16 protein-coding genes and 1 tRNA gene are annotated in these 14869 nt (G+C 66.0%); 7 read left to right on the top strand and 10 right to left on the bottom strand.

What is annotated here, in order from left to right:
- Positions 1-99 precede the first annotated feature (99 nt).
- Positions 100-813 (bottom strand): helix-turn-helix transcriptional regulator, encoded by a 714-nt coding sequence (locus tag AC2EAL_RS11940; RefSeq protein ID WP_484724437.1) that lies wholly within the window; start codon positions 811-813, stop codon positions 100-102.
- 71 nt (positions 814-884) lie between these two features.
- Between AC2EAL_RS11940 and AC2EAL_RS11945 the strand changes: the two genes are divergently transcribed.
- Positions 885-1334, top strand: coding sequence for a YybH family protein (locus AC2EAL_RS11945; RefSeq protein WP_484724438.1), 450 nt, complete (start codon positions 885-887; stop codon positions 1332-1334).
- 56 nt (positions 1335-1390) lie between these two features.
- Here the strand turns inward: AC2EAL_RS11945 and AC2EAL_RS11950 are convergent, their stop codons facing one another.
- The 3 genes from AC2EAL_RS11950 to AC2EAL_RS11960 all read right to left on the bottom strand — a co-directional run bounded on the left by AC2EAL_RS11950 (position 1391) and on the right by AC2EAL_RS11960 (position 3368).
- Positions 1391-1801, bottom strand: coding sequence for a c-type cytochrome (locus tag AC2EAL_RS11950; RefSeq protein ID WP_484724439.1), 411 nt, complete (start codon positions 1799-1801; stop codon positions 1391-1393).
- A gap of 90 nt (positions 1802-1891) precedes the next feature.
- Positions 1892-2566: a lipoyl(octanoyl) transferase LipB gene (lipB, locus tag AC2EAL_RS11955; protein WP_484724440.1), complete on the bottom strand. Its 675-nt coding sequence runs from the start codon at positions 2564-2566 to the stop codon at positions 1892-1894.
- Between the two features lies 1 nt (position 2567).
- Positions 2568-3368 (bottom strand): LytTR family DNA-binding domain-containing protein, encoded by an 801-nt coding sequence (locus AC2EAL_RS11960; protein ID WP_484724441.1) that lies wholly within the window; start codon positions 3366-3368, stop codon positions 2568-2570.
- Between the two features lie 126 nt (positions 3369-3494).
- On the opposite strand from AC2EAL_RS11960, the gene AC2EAL_RS11965 reads away from it, so the two are divergent.
- From AC2EAL_RS11965 to AC2EAL_RS11990, 6 genes are all read left to right on the top strand, one after another.
- On the top strand, positions 3495-3995 hold the full coding sequence (locus tag AC2EAL_RS11965) for a DUF2306 domain-containing protein (RefSeq protein WP_484724442.1): 501 nt from the start codon (positions 3495-3497) through the stop codon (positions 3993-3995).
- A gap of 64 nt (positions 3996-4059) precedes the next feature.
- Positions 4060-4146 (top strand) — tRNA-Leu (locus AC2EAL_RS11970).
- Between the two features lie 286 nt (positions 4147-4432).
- Complete coding sequence (locus tag AC2EAL_RS11975; protein WP_484724443.1) at positions 4433-5533, top strand: ABC transporter ATP-binding protein; 1101 nt, start codon at positions 4433-4435, stop codon at positions 5531-5533.
- 55 nt (positions 5534-5588) lie between these two features.
- Positions 5589-6659, top strand: coding sequence for an ABC transporter substrate-binding protein (locus tag AC2EAL_RS11980; RefSeq protein WP_484724444.1), 1071 nt, complete (start codon positions 5589-5591; stop codon positions 6657-6659).
- Positions 6660-6713: 54 nt separating this feature from the next.
- Complete coding sequence (locus AC2EAL_RS11985; RefSeq protein ID WP_484724445.1) at positions 6714-7952, top strand: ABC transporter permease; 1239 nt, start codon at positions 6714-6716, stop codon at positions 7950-7952.
- Between the two features lie 4 nt (positions 7953-7956).
- Positions 7957-8895, top strand: coding sequence for an ABC transporter permease (locus tag AC2EAL_RS11990; protein ID WP_484724446.1), 939 nt, complete (start codon positions 7957-7959; stop codon positions 8893-8895).
- 89 nt (positions 8896-8984) lie between these two features.
- Here the strand turns inward: AC2EAL_RS11990 and AC2EAL_RS11995 are convergent, their stop codons facing one another.
- The 6 genes from AC2EAL_RS11995 to AC2EAL_RS12020 form a co-directional block, all read right to left on the bottom strand.
- A complete protein-coding gene (locus tag AC2EAL_RS11995; RefSeq protein WP_484724447.1) occupies positions 8985-9923 on the bottom strand; it encodes an AEC family transporter in 939 nt (312 codons plus the stop codon).
- Positions 9920-10723 carry an MBL fold metallo-hydrolase gene (locus AC2EAL_RS12000; RefSeq protein WP_484724448.1) on the bottom strand — a complete coding sequence of 268 codons (804 nt, stop codon included), beginning with the start codon at positions 10721-10723 and terminating at the stop codon, positions 9920-9922. Before AC2EAL_RS12000 ends, AC2EAL_RS11995 begins: the two co-directional genes overlap by 4 nt.
- Positions 10723-11550, bottom strand: a complete 828-nt coding sequence (locus AC2EAL_RS12005; RefSeq protein ID WP_484724449.1) for a TatD family hydrolase — start codon at positions 11548-11550, stop codon at positions 10723-10725. Before AC2EAL_RS12005 ends, AC2EAL_RS12000 begins: the two co-directional genes overlap by 1 nt.
- Positions 11551-11555: 5 nt before the next feature.
- Positions 11556-12689 carry a DNA polymerase III subunit delta' gene (locus AC2EAL_RS12010; RefSeq protein WP_484724450.1) on the bottom strand — a complete coding sequence of 378 codons (1134 nt, stop codon included), beginning with the start codon at positions 12687-12689 and terminating at the stop codon, positions 11556-11558.
- A 110-nt stretch (positions 12690-12799) separates the two neighbouring features.
- The gene (locus AC2EAL_RS12015; protein ID WP_484724451.1) at positions 12800-13864 is read right to left on the bottom strand and encodes an ABC transporter ATP-binding protein; all 1065 of its coding nucleotides are present in this window, start codon (positions 13862-13864) and stop codon (positions 12800-12802) included.
- Positions 13865-13867: 3 nt separating this feature from the next.
- Positions 13868-14863, bottom strand: coding sequence for a levansucrase (locus AC2EAL_RS12020; RefSeq protein WP_484724452.1), 996 nt, complete (start codon positions 14861-14863; stop codon positions 13868-13870).
- Between the last annotated feature and the right edge of the window lie 6 nt (positions 14864-14869).

Here is a 14869-nt window from a genome sequence, read left to right on the forward strand (position 1 = left end):
CGCGTCCGTTTGCCGGACTGCCCGGTTTCCCTTGTGAGGTTGTCTTTAGCCGCGCCAGAGCAAGGTCGCAATGCATGACTTTGCCGCAGGGGGCAGAAATCAATCCAGTTTTTCGCCCTCGATGGCTTTCGGGAACGGCACCCGCCCTTCGCGGCGGTGGCAGTCGACCAGCCGCTTGCCAGGTTCGGCGCGGAACCGGTCGGCCAACGTGGCAAAGCGGGTGATGTGATCGGCGCGCAAGTGGCGGAAATCTTGCGCAGTTTCGCACCAGATGGTCAAAAGCCAGACGTGATCGAAGACCGTGAGCCCCAGTGGCCTGGCCCTGCGGCGCGAGGCCACACCCGCGAGCGAAAGATAGTCGATCTCGGCCTTGGTCCGGTCACGGATCGCGCGGCGCATTATGGCGAGGTCCGGAATCGGCAGGGCCACTGGCGAGGGGCCTGCGCCGAGGATCGGTTCGGCCAGGGTGGCGCGGCGTTCGGCATGGCTCGCCCCTGCGATCTTGGTCAGGGCACGCTGGGCCGCCCGGCCAAGGGCGGGGTCGCCGCGGGCGGCAACCAATCCGGCGCCAAGCGCCAGCGCCTCGAGCTCTTCGTCATCCAGCCCCAGCGGGGGCAGGAAATAGCCCGGTTCGAGCACATAGCCCACGCCGCCTTCTCCCCGGATCGGGGCGCCCATGGCCTGCAGGTCGGCAATGTCGCGATAGGCGGTGCGCAGCGAAATGCCGCAGTCGGCGGCGATCTGGCGGGCCGTCACCGGACTGTGCCGAAGGCGCAGCGCATCGAGAAGCGAAAGCAGGCGAAACAGACGCATCGGCAAGCCACTGCCATTTTCTGACACTGACCAAGGCTATCACGGTTTCACCTCGAACACAGGAGAATGAAATGAAGAAGAAATCGGTCGGTGCCCTGATGGCCGGCGCAATAGCCCTTGGGACGGCCGCCTCGGCTGACCCGTCCGACGAGACGGCCGTTCTGGCCGTGATCGAGCGGATGATGTCGTCATTTGCCGCGGGCGATGTGCCCGGGATCATGGCCACCTACTGGCCCGGCGCGGTTGTGGTCGGCAGTCCCGGCGGACCGGTCATTGGTGAGGCGGCCCTGACCGAGATGTTCACGGGCTTTGTCGCCGCGGGTTTTCCGTTCGTTCCCGGTCGGCATGAGGTGATCGTGGCGGGCGACACCGCGCTGCACCTGATGGATTGGGAAGGGCAGGGCCCGGATGGCGCGAAGTTCCGTGCCTTGTCGGTCGCCGTGCTGACCCGCGACACGAAAGGCGAGTGGCGCATGGTGATTGACCATCCGTTCGGCGACGGGCTGATGCGGGAACCCTGAGGTCAGACATGGAAACGGGCGGCCTTCGGGCCGCCCGTTCCGCAAGTCCTGCGTGCTTACTGCGCGACCGAAGCCAGGTAGGCCGCGACATCCGCGCCGCCGTCGGCAAGCTTGAAGGACATCTTCGACTTGGCCGCCGGATCACCAAGTGCGGTCTTGAGGTATTCGGCCGGGTTGGCGGTATAGGCGGCAAGGCTGGCCTCGTCCCAGACCGCGCCGGTAGCGCCCAGGGCGGCGAGCGAGTCGCCATAGCTGAAATCGGGGTCAGAGGCGATGCCGCGGCCGATGACGCCATAAAGGTTCGGACCGGTGCGGCCGCCCTTCTGGAACTCGGTGCCGTCCGGAGCGATCACGGAATGGCAGGCCCTGCATTTCTTGAACGTCTCCTCGCCTGCGGCCGGGTCGCCCGCGAATGCGGGGGCAGCCAGCGCGGCGGCGGCAACGGCAAGAACAGTCAAGCTCTTCATTTTGTCCTCGTGTACAACGGGGCGCAACGCGGCGCTCCCACGGCGGGAAGATGGGGGCGGGGGGCCTTGATATGCAATAGCATCTTAGTGCTATGCGACATCTTTCCTTGCGCAGACTGCCTGGAAGCCTTGGTCGAAGGTGGCCATGAGGGCTGCATCAAGATCAGCCATCGTCACCGGCAGGCCAAGGTCTACGAGGCTGGTCACCCCATGGTCGCGGATGCCGCAAGGCACGATGCCGTCGAAGTGCGTGAGGTCGGGCTCGACGTTGATCGAGATGCCGTGAAAGCTGACCCAGCGGCGGAGTTTGATGCCGATGGCGGCGATCTTGTCTTCGCGCGGGGTGCCGTCGGGGTTTGGCGGCTTGGCGGGGCGGGTGACCCAGACGCCGACGCGACCGGGGCGAATCTCTCCCTTGACGTTGAACTCGGCCAGGGTGGCGATGACCCAGTTCTCCAGCGCGCGGACAAAGCAGCGCACGTCCTGGCCCCGCGCCTTGACGTCCAGCATCGTGTAGATCACCCGCTGGCCCGGCCCGTGATAGGTGTACTGCCCGCCGCGGCCAACCGGATAGACCGGAAAGCGGTCGGGCTGGACCAGGTCGGCGGGCTTGGCCGAGGTGCCGGCAGTATAGAGCGGCGGATGTTCGACCAGCCAGATGAGTTCATCAGCCTGACCGGCGGAAATCGCTTCGGCGCGCGCCTCCATCTGGGCCACGGCAGACAGATAGTCGGTCAGACCGTCCGAAGTCATCCACTCTGGCATCTCAGTCCCCTGTCCGGAGCGGTAGAAGCCCCGCCTGTCGCAAGGCCGGGACGAAGCGGCGGCTGACCGGCACGTCCTGGCCCGTTTCCAGCGTCACCACCGCGCCATCGCCGAGCCGCCGCACGGCCCGGACGGCGTCCCGGGCAACCCAGTGCGAGCGGTGGACCTGCAGACCCGGCACATCGCCCGTCTCGCCCATCGCGTCGCCAAGCCGGATCAGCACCAGCGTTTCGCCCGCCGTGGTGATGACGCGGACATAATGGTCCTCGGCCGAAAGGGCAATCAGGGGTCCGCGCCGATCGACAGGCAGGCGGGCGAGGATGGCGGGGGGACGGTCACCTGCGGCTTCTGGCACAGCGGCAACCGGCTGTCGGGCGGCCGCAAGCTCTTGCGGGATCAGGACCACCGCCGAGATCACCGCAGCCAGCGTTACCAGCCCGGCGAGTGAGGCAAGGTCGGGCGGGGGATCCTGCCCAATTCCGAAGTCCAGTGCCGCCAGAAAGACTGCCACCGCAAGACCCATGATCGGACTGGCCGTGGCGACCCGCATGACCGGATGCAGCTTGCCGAACCGGGGCCACCGGTAAAGCAGGGTGAAGATGACCGTGCCGATCACATAGGTGCCGAAGACGACCGTCGCCCAATAGGCGGCCCGCGGCACCGGCGCGAGAAGGTCAAGCGTGCGGAACGGCCCCGACAGCACCAGAATCACCGAGGTCCCGGCCAGGGCCGCAACGACCACCGGACTGGACAGATGCGCCCGTATCTCGCGCAGCGCGGATGACAGGGGTGTGTTGGTCACGAAGCCTTTGTCTCCATTCACGCAGCCGGTGTTGTCCGAAGTGGCACCCGCAGGACATGGAGTGCGGCGCCGAATGTAACGCTGCCCGGTGCCGTCGCAAGGCCGGGCGAGCCCATGGAGTCTAACTTGGACCTAGCCCCGCTGCTGGCCGCACCGCCAATCATTCAGGTGCATGTCGTTCTGGCCCTCGCCGCCGTGCTCCTTGGCCCTGCAGCGCTTTTGCGGCGCAGCCGGGACGCCTGGCACCGCCGTCTTGGCCAGGCCTGGGTCGCAGCGATGGCGGGGACGGCGCTGAGTTCGTTCTTCATCACCGAAATCCGCAGCTTCGGTCCCTTCTCGATGATCCATATCCTGTCGGTCCTGACGCTGATCGGATTGTGGGAGGGGGTCGGCCATGCGCGCGCGGGCCGCATCGAGGACCATCGGCGCGCGATGCTGACGGTGTTTACCGGTGCTGTCGGGATTGCGGGCCTCTTCACCCTTCTGCCCGGGCGGCGGATGAGCGAAACCCTGTTTCCGGCCGCGCCCTGGGCGGGCTTCGTGGCGACCGCCGTCGTGGTCTTCGCAGGGCTAGCCCTGGCCTGGAAGGGCAAGACAATCCGTCGCAAAGAAAGCCGCAAACAGTAGGTAAAGCCCTCTTGGCAGGCGCAGGGGGCTGGTCTATAGAGGCCGCGTTCTGATGACCCTGCATGCGGATGTGGCGGAATTGGTAGACGCGCAGCGTTGAGGTCGCTGTTCCTTAACCGGAGTGAAAGTTCGAGTCTTTTCATCCGCACCAGGGCCTGTCGGACATTGCAAAGGGGCGTGGGGGAAACCCCGCGCCCTTCGCCTTTCCAGATGGTCCGCACTGCCGGAATGCCTCCTTTTCTTGCGAAGTCTGCAGGCAGATCGACCGTGCGTTGTGCGGATTCTGACCGTTTTTCCCGCAGGGGCGCAAAGGGGCCCAAAGCGGTCGCTAAAGTCCTCTTTGGCGTCGAAAAAGTGCGTTGCATTGGGGGGCGCGTTTCGCTTTAGTCGAATCAAGCCAGAGGGCGCAAAGCCCCGGAACCATCAGGGAGACTTGGGTGACGCAAGAGCCCCGCAACGACGCCTTCGTCGCTTTTGACCATGTCCAGAAAAGCTATGACGGCGTCTCGCTGGTCGTGAAGGACTTGAACCTGACCATCGCCAAAGGCGAGTTTCTGACCATGCTGGGGCCGTCGGGGTCGGGCAAGACGACCTGCCTGATGATGCTGGCGGGCTTTGAGACCGCGACCCATGGCGAGATCCGTCTGGACGGGGTGAACATCAACCAGGTGCCGCCGCACAAGCGCGGGATCGGGATGGTGTTCCAGAACTATGCCCTCTTCCCGCATATGACGGTGGGCGAGAACCTCGCCTTCCCGCTGGAAGTGCGGGGTATGGGCAAGGCGGAGCGCGAGGCGAAGATCAAGCGTGCGCTGGACATGGTGCAGATGGGGGCCTTTGCGGCGCGGCGGCCGGCGCAGCTGTCGGGCGGTCAGCAGCAGCGGATCGCCCTCGCGCGCGCTCTCGTCTTCGATCCCAAGCTGGTCCTGATGGACGAACCCCTGGGCGCGCTCGACAAGCAGCTGCGCGAGCACATGCAGTTCGAGATCAAGCACCTGCACGAAAACCTTGGGATCACGGTGGTTTACGTGACCCACGACCAGGGCGAGGCGCTGACGATGTCGGACCGCGTCGCCGTGTTCAACGACGGCAAGATCCAGCAGCTTGCGCCGCCGGCCGACCTCTATGAGCGCCCCGAGAACAGCTTTGTCGCCCAGTTCATCGGCGAGAACAACAAGCTGCCGGGCACGCTGGAAGAGCTGAACGGTGACCGGGCGCTTGTCCGGCTGCCCACGGGCGAGCTGATCGATGCGACGGCCGTGAACGTCAAGCAGAAGGGCCAGCAGACGCTGGTCTCGATCCGCCCCGAACGGGTGGAGTTCAAGCCCGAGATGATGCCCGCAGGCATCCACACGCTGGATGCCGAAGTGGTCGAGATGATCTACATGGGTGATATCCTGCGTGCGGTCCTGAAGGTCGCGGGCTCGGATGATTTCGTCATGAAGATGCGCAACACGCTGGGGCAGACCAAGCTGACCCCCGGCCAGAAGATCAAGGTGGGCTGGCATCCCCAGGATGCCCGCGCGCTGGACCCTTGATGCCCGGCCGGGGGGCCCGGCCAAAGACGAAAACCAACGAAACAGGGAGACTTGCATGAAGAAGATCCTCATACTCTCCACCGCTCTCGTGTCCTTCGCCGCTGCGGCGCAGGCCGACGTGACGGTGATGTCCTGGGGCGGCGCCTATGGCGCGGCGCAGACCGAAGGCCACCTGAAGCCCTTCACCGCCAAGACCGGCATTGCGACCATGATGGTCGACAGCGAAAACCCCGCCACGCCGATCAAGGCGATGGTCGAGGCGAACAACGTCACTGTCGACGTGGCGAGCCTTGAATACGCCGACGCGATCCGTCTGTGCGACGAAGGCGTGCTGGAAACGATCGACGTCGCCGCGCTGCCTGCGGGCGCCGATGGCACCCCGGCGGCCGAAGACTTCCTGCCGGGCGCGGTCACCGATTGCGGCGTCTCGACCGACATCTGGGCCACGGTCTTCGCCTATGACACGACCAAGTTCCCGGAAGGCCCGACCACGGCGGCCGACTTCTTCGACCTTGAGAAGTTCCCCGGCAAGCGCGGCCTGCGCAAGGGCGCGAAGGCGGTTCTGGAATTCGCGCTGATGGCCGACGGCGTGGCCCCGGCGGACGTCTACACTGTGCTTGGAACGCCCGAGGGCATCGACCGCGCGTTCGCCAAGCTGGACACGATCAAGTCGGAGGTCGTCTGGTGGGAAGCCGGCTCGCAAGCGCCGCAGATCCTGGCGGACGGCGAGGTCGTGATGACCACTGCCTACAACGGGCGGATCTTCAACGCCGCGGTTGCGGAAGGCAAACCCTTCCAGATCGTCTGGGATGCCCAGATCTACGAAAACGAAATGTACGTGATCCCGAAGGGCGCGCCGAACAAGGACCAGGCGCTGGAGTTCATCAAGTACGCCACCTCGACCGAAGGTCTGCGTCAGCAGGCGCAGTGGATCAGCTACGGTCCGGCCCGCAAGTCGGCCCTGGCCGAGCCGCTGATCTTCAACGACGGCAAGACCGAGATGGCGACGCACCTGCCGACCCATCCAGACAACATGAAGAATGCGCTGGAATCGAACTGGGAGTTCTGGGTTGACCGGGACGCCGAGCTGAACGAGCGCTTCAACGCCTGGCTTGCTGCCGGCTGATGACATTGGCGCGGGGGGCTGACCCCCGCGCCGCCTTTCCAGACCGAGAAGAGCATGGCAGAGCTTCTTACCACCGCCGATGGACGCCCGCTGGCCGAGGCGCTTGCCCAGGCACAGTCGAAGGCGCGCCGGAGGGCCTTTCTCCTTGTGGTGCCACTTCTTCTGTTCGTGCTTCTCAGCTTTGTGCTGCCCATCGGGCAGATGCTGCACCGGTCGATCTACCACGATGGTTTTTCGTCCAACGCCCCGGCCATCTCGGCCTGGTTTGCCGCGAACCCTGCGGGAACCGCACCCGATGAAGCCGCCTTTGCCGCGCTGGCCGAGGACTTTCGCGGGATGCAGCAGAACCGCACCGCCGGTGAGGCGGGGACGCGGGTGAACTATGTCCTGCCGGAATCCCGCTCGCTGTTCACCAAGACGGCGCGGAATGCCGACGAACTTGCGCCGCCTTACCTCGATGCTTTCCTGGCCATCGACGCGCGCTGGGGCGAGGCTGACATCTGGGGCGCGATGCGGGGCGCCTCCAGCCCCTACACCACCGATTTCTACATGGCCGCCACCGATTACGAGCGCGGCCCCGACGGCAACCTGGTCCGGGTGGACGAGAACCGGCAGATCTATGTCTACCTGTTCATCAAGACCTTCTTCCTTTCGGGCCTGATCACGCTGATCTGCCTGCTGATCGGCTTCCCCGTCGCGCATCTGCTGGCGACGCTGCCGATGGCGAAGGCGAACCTTCTGATGATCCTGGTCCTGCTGCCGTTCTGGACCTCGCTTCTCGTGCGCACGACCAGCTGGATGGCGTTGCTGCAAGGCGAGGGGGTGGTCAACGACCTTCTCGTCTGGTTCGGCGCCCTCTCCGAAGACGGTCGGCTGCGGATGATCAACAACCAGACCGGCACGATCATCGTGATGACGCATATCCTGCTGCCGTTCATGATCCTGCCGCTGTATTCGGTGATGCGGGTGATCCCGCCCAGCTATGCCCGCGCGGCGCGGTCGCTGGGTGCGACCTCGTGGACCACGTTCCGCCGCATCTACCTGCCGCAGACCCTGCCCGGGATTGGCGCGGGCTCGCTTCTCGTCTTCATCCTGGCCGTGGGCTACTACATCACCCCGGCGCTGGTCGGCGGGGCCGACGGGCAGCTCTTCTCGAACATGATCGCCTTCCACATGGAGAACTCGAACTGGTCGATGGCCGCCGCGCTGTCCGCCATGCTTCTGGTCGGCGTCCTGATCCTCTACTGGCTTTATGACCGGCTGGTCGGCATCGACCGCCTGAAACTCGGGTGACCTGATGGCTTTGCCTTCCTACGCCGATCCCCTGGAACGCGCCTGGCACCGGACCTATCAGGTGATCTGCGCGCTGGTGTTCCTGTTCCTGATCGCGCCGATCCTGATCGTCATTCCGCTGTCGTTCAACGTCGAGCCCTATTTCAGCTTCACCGAGAAGATGGTGGCGCTGGACCCCGAGGGTTATTCCTTGCGCTGGTACGACACGCTTCTCACCTTCGGGATGCAGGCGCCCGAGGCCCCGCGCGACGGGGCCTGGTTTGCTGACATGTGGGAGAATTCGACCTGGGTGAACGCCGCGAAGAACTCGGTCATCGTGGGCTTCTGGGCGACGATCCTGGCGACGATCCTGGGGACGCTGGCGGCGCTAGGCCTGTCGCGGCCCGAGATGCCCTACCGGCGCACCATCATGGCGATCCTGATCAGCCCGATGATCGTGCCGATCATCATCATCGCCACGGGGATGTTCTTCTTCTACTCGAATCCCTGCGGGATCATCGGGTTGGAATGCGGGCGGCTGACCTCGACTTACCTGGGCGTGATCCTTGCCCATACGATCCTGGGCATTCCCTTCGTCATCATCACCGTGACGGCGACGCTGTCGGGCTTTGACCAGTCGCTGATCCGGGCGGCGCAGTCCTTGGGGGCCAATCCGCGCACGACCTTCTTCAAGGTGATCCTGCCGCTGATCCTGCCCGGAGTGATCTCGGGCGCGCTCTTTGCCTTCGTGACCTCGTTCGACGAGGTGGTGGCGGTGCTCTTCATCGCTGGTCCCGATCAGCAGACCATCCCGCGCCAGATGTGGAACGGCATCCGCGAGGCGATCAGCCCGGCGATCCTGGCGGTGGCGACGATCCTGGTGGTGATCTCCATCGCGCTGCTGACCACGGTCGAGCTGTTGCGGCGGCGGTCGGACCGGTTGCGGGGCGTGACGGGGCGCTGACGGGAGGCTCTTGCGTCGCGCCTTCGGCTTCTCGTCGCGGAAGGCGGGAGCTATCGTCAGCGACGAGTGACGAAGTCATCGAGGAGCGGTCAGGGCAGGATCTGCAGCCAGACCCAGACGCTGAGGATGGAAAGTCCCGTCCCGACCAGGACGGTCGAGGCGGCGACCCGTTTGGCGACCCCGTAGAGGTTGGCGAAGACATAGGTATTCACCCCTGGCGCCATCGCCGCCGTGATCACCGCGGACCTCAGCGCCGCATCGTCCAACCCGAAGACCTGCGTGCCCAGCCCCCAGGTGATTCCCGGATGCAGGATCAGCGACACGCCCGACAGTACCGCGATCGCCCGCATGTCGCCCTCGGGCCGGTAACGGAAAAGAACGCCCCCCAGACCGAACAGCGCGGTCGGCAGGGCAGCGGCGATGACCATATCGATGGCGGACCAGGCGATGTCCGGCAGGGCGACCCCGGACAGGTTGACCACAAAGCCGCAAAGGATGCCGATGACCAGCGGCTGGCTGAAGATGGCCCGCCCGACCTGCCGTGCGAGCGCGGTAGCGGAGAGGCCCAGCCCATGTGAGCGGGCAAGCTCCATCAGCGTGATGCCGAAGGCATAGAACACGGGGGCGTGGATCGAGATGATCGCGAAGTTTCCTTCCAGCGCCGCGGTCCCATAGGCGCGTTCGGTGATCGGCACGCCAAGGAGGAGGGAGTTGGAGAAGAGGCCGCAGAAGCCGAAGGCGATGCTGTCGGTTGCGGGGCGGTTGAAGAGGTAGCGCCCAGCCAGGAACCCGGTGGCAAAGCCTGCAAAGGCGCCGACGTAGAAGCTGACCATCAGCCCGGTGTCATAGGCCCGGCCCAGGTCCAGCCGCGCGATCGAGGCGAACAGGAGCAATGGCAGCGCAAAGCCTTGGGCGAAGTGCATCACCCCGTCGACCGCGGTTTCCTTGAAGCCCAGCCAACGGGCGGCGACATAGCCGAATCCGATCACCAGGAAGACCGGCAGGATGACGTCGAGAAGCAGGCTCACGGCTGGTTGTCGTAGGCGATGGTCATCCCGTCAAAGGCGGGGATGATGTGGGGAGGCAGCTCGGCCTTAAGCGTCTCGTAGTCGAGATCGACGTGCATGTTGGTGATGACCGCGCGGGAAGGCTTGGCGCGGGCGATCCAGCTGAGGGTCAGGTCGAGGTGGGCATGCGTCGGGTGCGGCTTGCGGCGAAGGGCGTCGACGATCCAGCAGTCGAGGCCTTCGAGCGTGGGCCAGCTCTCCGCCGGGATGTCGACGGCGTCGGGGAGGTAGGCCAAGTGCCCGATGCGGAAGCCGAGCGCGTCCATGCTGCCATGGTCGGCGCGGAAGGGGGTGAGGGTGACAGGGCCTCCGGCGCCGGGGACCGTGACAGGCCCGGAGATGGTGTGCAGGTCCAGGATCGGCGGGTAGGGCGAGCCCTCGGGCTGGACGAAGGCATAGCCGAAGCGCGACAGGAGTGCCTCTTGCGTCGGGCCGTCGGCCCAGACCGGCAGGCGTTGGCGCTGGTTGAAGACCACCTGCCGCAGGTCGTCGATGCCGTGCATGTGGTCGGCGTGGGAGTGGGTGTAGACGACACCGTCCAGCGCGCCGACATTCGCATCCAGAAGCTGCTCGCGCATATCTGGCGAGGTGTCGATCAGGACGCGCGTCGTGCCCTCGGCGGTTTCGCGGGTGACGAGCATCGAACAGCGGCGGCGACGGTTCTTCGGGTTCGAGGGATCACAGTCGCCCCAGATGCCGCCCAGCCGCGGGACGCCGCCCGAGGAGCCGCAGCCGAGGATGGTGAAGGTGACTTTGGCCATTACGCGGCCTTTGCCGTGCGAGCGGCACGGGGGAAGAGACGGTCGAAGTTGGCGGTGGTCTGGGCGGCGAAGGCCTCTAGAGTCAGACCGAAGACCGGGGCCAGGGCGCGGGCGGTATGGGCCACATAGGCCGGTTCGTTCCGCTTGCCGCGATGGGGCGGGGGGGCGAGATAGGGGCTGTCGGTTTCCAGGATCAGCCGGTCGAGCGGCGCCTTCGCGAAGATGTCGCGGAGGTCCTGACTTTTGGGGAAGGCGGCGATGCCGGAGATCGAGAGGGTGAAGCCCATCTCCAGCGCTGCCTCGGCCAGGCGCGGGCCGGAGGAGAAGCAGTGCATGACGCAGGTGTAGGGTTTCTTCGCCATGCCTTCGGCGAGGATCGCCTCCATGTCCGCATCGGCGTCGCGGGCGTGGATGATGAGCGGCAGGCCGGTATCTTGCGCCGCCTCGATATGGATGCGGAGGCTGGTCTGCTGAATGGCCTTCGAGTCCGCCGTGTAGTGGTAATCGAGGCCGGTCTCGCCTATGCCGACGAATTTCGGGTGGCGGGCGAGGGCGACAAGGTCTTCTACGGTGACCAGGGGTTCTTCCGCCGCGCTCATCGGGTGGGTGCCGGCGGCGTAGAAGACTTCGGGGTGGGTTTCGGCAATGTCGCGGACGCGGGGTTCGTGGCGGAGCCGCGTGCAGATCGTGACCATCCGGTTCACACCGGCCGCACGGGCGCGGGCGATGATCGCGTCGGTTTCCTGGATCAGGTCGGGGAAGTCGAGGTGGCAGTGGCTGTCGACCAGATCGAGCGTCACGGGATCGGGCGTCGCGGGGGGTGTCATTCGGGCTACCTCAGGGCGAGGCTTCCCGCCGTCTCGTCGAGCTTCAGAAGCATATCCATCAGAAGCGCGGCAGGGTCAAGATTGACCGCCTTGCCACGCCGGGCGCGGGCGGCAAGCGTTTGCGCCAGGTCGGCCCAGCCCCGTGCGGCCAGCGGATCCGGGGACAGGCGGCGCAGAAGCTGCGTCTCGCCCGGGGCGGCTTCGGGCGGGACCTGGCCGGTGACGCCAAAGCGGGCGAGGCGGGCCAGGAGGAGGTCGATCAGGGTGACGAGCAGGTCGAAGGTTTCCGCCCCGCCGCGCGCCCCGGCGAGGTCGGCGAGCGCCAAGGCCTGCGGCCGGTCAAGGCGGGGCAGGGTGGCGCAGAGCCGGATCAGTGCCGCGTAGAGCTTCAGCCCGTCGAGGTTGGTCATCCGGAACGCTTCGCCCACCGAGCCGCCCGAAAGCTCGGCCAATGCTGCGCGATCCTCGGGCGCGATGTCGCCCCCGGCCTGGGTCAGTGCATCGGCCAGATCCTGCGCGCCAAGCGGCGTCAGGCGCAGCTCGCGGCAGCGGGAACGGATTGTCGGCAACAGCCGTGCGGGCTGGTGCGCGATCAGGAAAAAGGTAACGCGCTCAGGGGGTTCTTCCAGAAGCTTCAATAGCGCGTTGGCGGCTGCTGGCCCCATTTCGTCCAGGCTGTCGATGATCGCGGTGCGGTGGCCGCCGTCGGCTGAGGAAAGGGCGAAAAAGCTTTTCATCTTTCGCACTTCGTCGACCGAGATCACCTGGGAGAGGGCGGTTTCCTTCTCGTTCGGGCCGCGGCGGAGGAGGAAATGCCGCGGCTCGGCCCCCTGCAGCAAGCGCCGGGCGACGGGGTGGCTGTCGGGGACATCCAGCATCTCGGGTGGCGGCGGGGCGAACATGCCACCGTCGTCGGGAGGGGTCGCGAGCAGGAACCGCGCCATCCGCCAGGCAAGGGTTGCCTTGCCGACACCTTTCGCACCCGACAGCATCCAGGCGTGGTGCAGGCGACCGGAGCGGTGGGCGTCCAGAAGCTCGGCCTCGGCGGACGCGTGGCCGTACAGCACACGCGTTTCGCGCGGGTGGGGGGCACCTTCCAGGCGGTCGGGTTTGGGCAGGGGGTCTTTCGGCTCGGCCATGGAGGCAATGTGCACGGGGTTGGTGGAATGGGGAAGGGGGCCTTTCCCATTTCGCGCAACCGGTGGTGCGTTTGGCCAGAAGGCCGCGGCGTCACCGCCGCGGTGCAGGGTCAGGCGGCGGGGAACAGGTGGACGCGGTCGGGGTCGAAGTCCAGGTTCACCTGCGCGCCAAGGTCGAAGACCGCATCCTGGGCCAGCGCCGCAATCAGCGGGTTGCCGTCCTTGAGCGAGACTTCAACCACCGTCTCGGCCCCCAGCCGTTCAGTCAGGGCCACCGCGCCGTGCAAGCGGCCTGCACCTTGCGCCACGGACAGGTATTGCGGCCGCAGGCCCAGGATCGCCTGGTCGCCGACCTTGAACGGCCCGCGTTTGCCGGACACCTCGACCGGGTCGAGGGCTCCGTTCGAGACCAGCACCTTGTTCCCGTTCACGCCCTGCACGGTGACCTTGAGGAAGTTCATCGACGGCGCGCCGAGGAAGCCCGCCACAAACAGGTTCGCCGGATCATGATAGAGGTCCATCGGCGCGCCGATCTGCATGACCATGCCGTCCTTCAGGACGACGATCTTGTCGGCGAGCGTCATCGCCTCGACCTGGTCGTGGGTCACGTAGATCATCGTCGCGCCCAGTTGCTGGTGGAGCTTGCCGATCTCCATCCGCATGTCCATGCGCAGGGCGGCGTCGAGGTTCGAGAGCGGTTCGTCGAACAAGAACACCTCTGGTTTGCGGACGATAGCGCGGCCGATGGCGACGCGCTGGCGCTGGCCACCCGAAAGCTGGCTGGGGCGACGGTCGAGGAGGTGTTCCATCTGCAGGATGCGCGCGGCCTCGGCGACTTTGGCGTCCTTTTCCTCTTTCGACGCGCCCGAGATCGTCAGCCCGAAGGCCACGTTTTCGCGCACGGTCATGTGCGGGAAGATCGCGTAGGACTGGAACACCATGGCGACGCCGCGATCCTTGGGCGGCAGTTCGTTGACGACCTTTTCGCCGATGCGAAGTTCGCCCGAGGTGATGTCCTCCAGCCCCGCGACCATGCGCAGAAGCGTGGACTTGCCGCAGCCCGAGGGGCCGACGAAGACGCAGAACTCGCCGTCCTCGATCTGAATGTCGACGCCCTTGATGACATGGGTGGCGCCGTAGCTTTTCTTGACGTTCTTGAGCGATATCCGGGCCATGAGTTACTCCGCCGCCTGTGCGAGGGGTTGAACGTGCAGAAGACCGTCGCGGTCGATGACGACCGGCTCGGGGTCCATGACATAGCCGCCGAAGGTCGCCTTGCCGCTGTCGGCAAAGCCCAGGATCACCAGGCCTTGCGGGCCATCGACGATGCGGGCGGCGTAGCGGCGGCAGGGCTCGGCCCCGTCGAGGAAGGGGCCGGGCGCGATGCGCCAGGGGCCGCGGGGGTGGTCGGCGATCAGGTAGTGGGTGCCGGTGACGGGCGTTTCCGGGTTGTCGCGACGGTATTGTTCGGACCAGTGATATGCACCGGTGCAGAACAGGCAGTACCAGTGCTGCCCGACCTGGAAGACCTGCGGCACCTCAAGCTGGCCGAAGCCGCCGTGGAAAACCGGGGGCTGGAGGGTCCAGGTGACAAGGTCCGGTGAGGTCGCAAAGCCGATGGCCCCGCCAGCGTTGGGCTCGGGGACGCCGGGAACGCGGGCGGTGAAGTACATCAGCCAGCCGTTGCCGTCGGGGTCCTTCATCACCCAGGGGTCGCGCATGGCCCGGTCGTGCCAGTGGCCGATGGCGTGGTCCTTTTCATAGCAGTCGGCGTTCGGCCCGGTCAGGTCCAGCGCCAGCCCGTCGCCGACGCGGGTCCAGTTGTGCAGGTCCTTGGACGTGGCGTGGCCGATGCGCTGATAGAGCGACTGTTCGGACTTCTGCGTGCCGGTGTAGAACAGGTGCCAGAGCCCATCATCGCCCTTCAGGACCGAGCCGGTCCAGGTCGTGCTGTCGTCCCAGGCGGCCCCGTTCCGCTGGGGCTCGAAGGTCGTTCCCATGTCGGTCCAGTTCGTCAGGTCGCGCGACACCGCATGGCGCTGGGTCGCGTTCAGGTGCCGCGCATCGGGGTCGATCAGCGACTTCGGGGCCTGCAGGAAATACCCGTGCCAGATGTCGCCATCCTGGACATACCAGCTGTCCCAGAACCAGAGGTCTTTGTGTTTGAACGACATATCAGA

The organism is Tabrizicola sp. T74 (genome assembly GCF_057219935.1).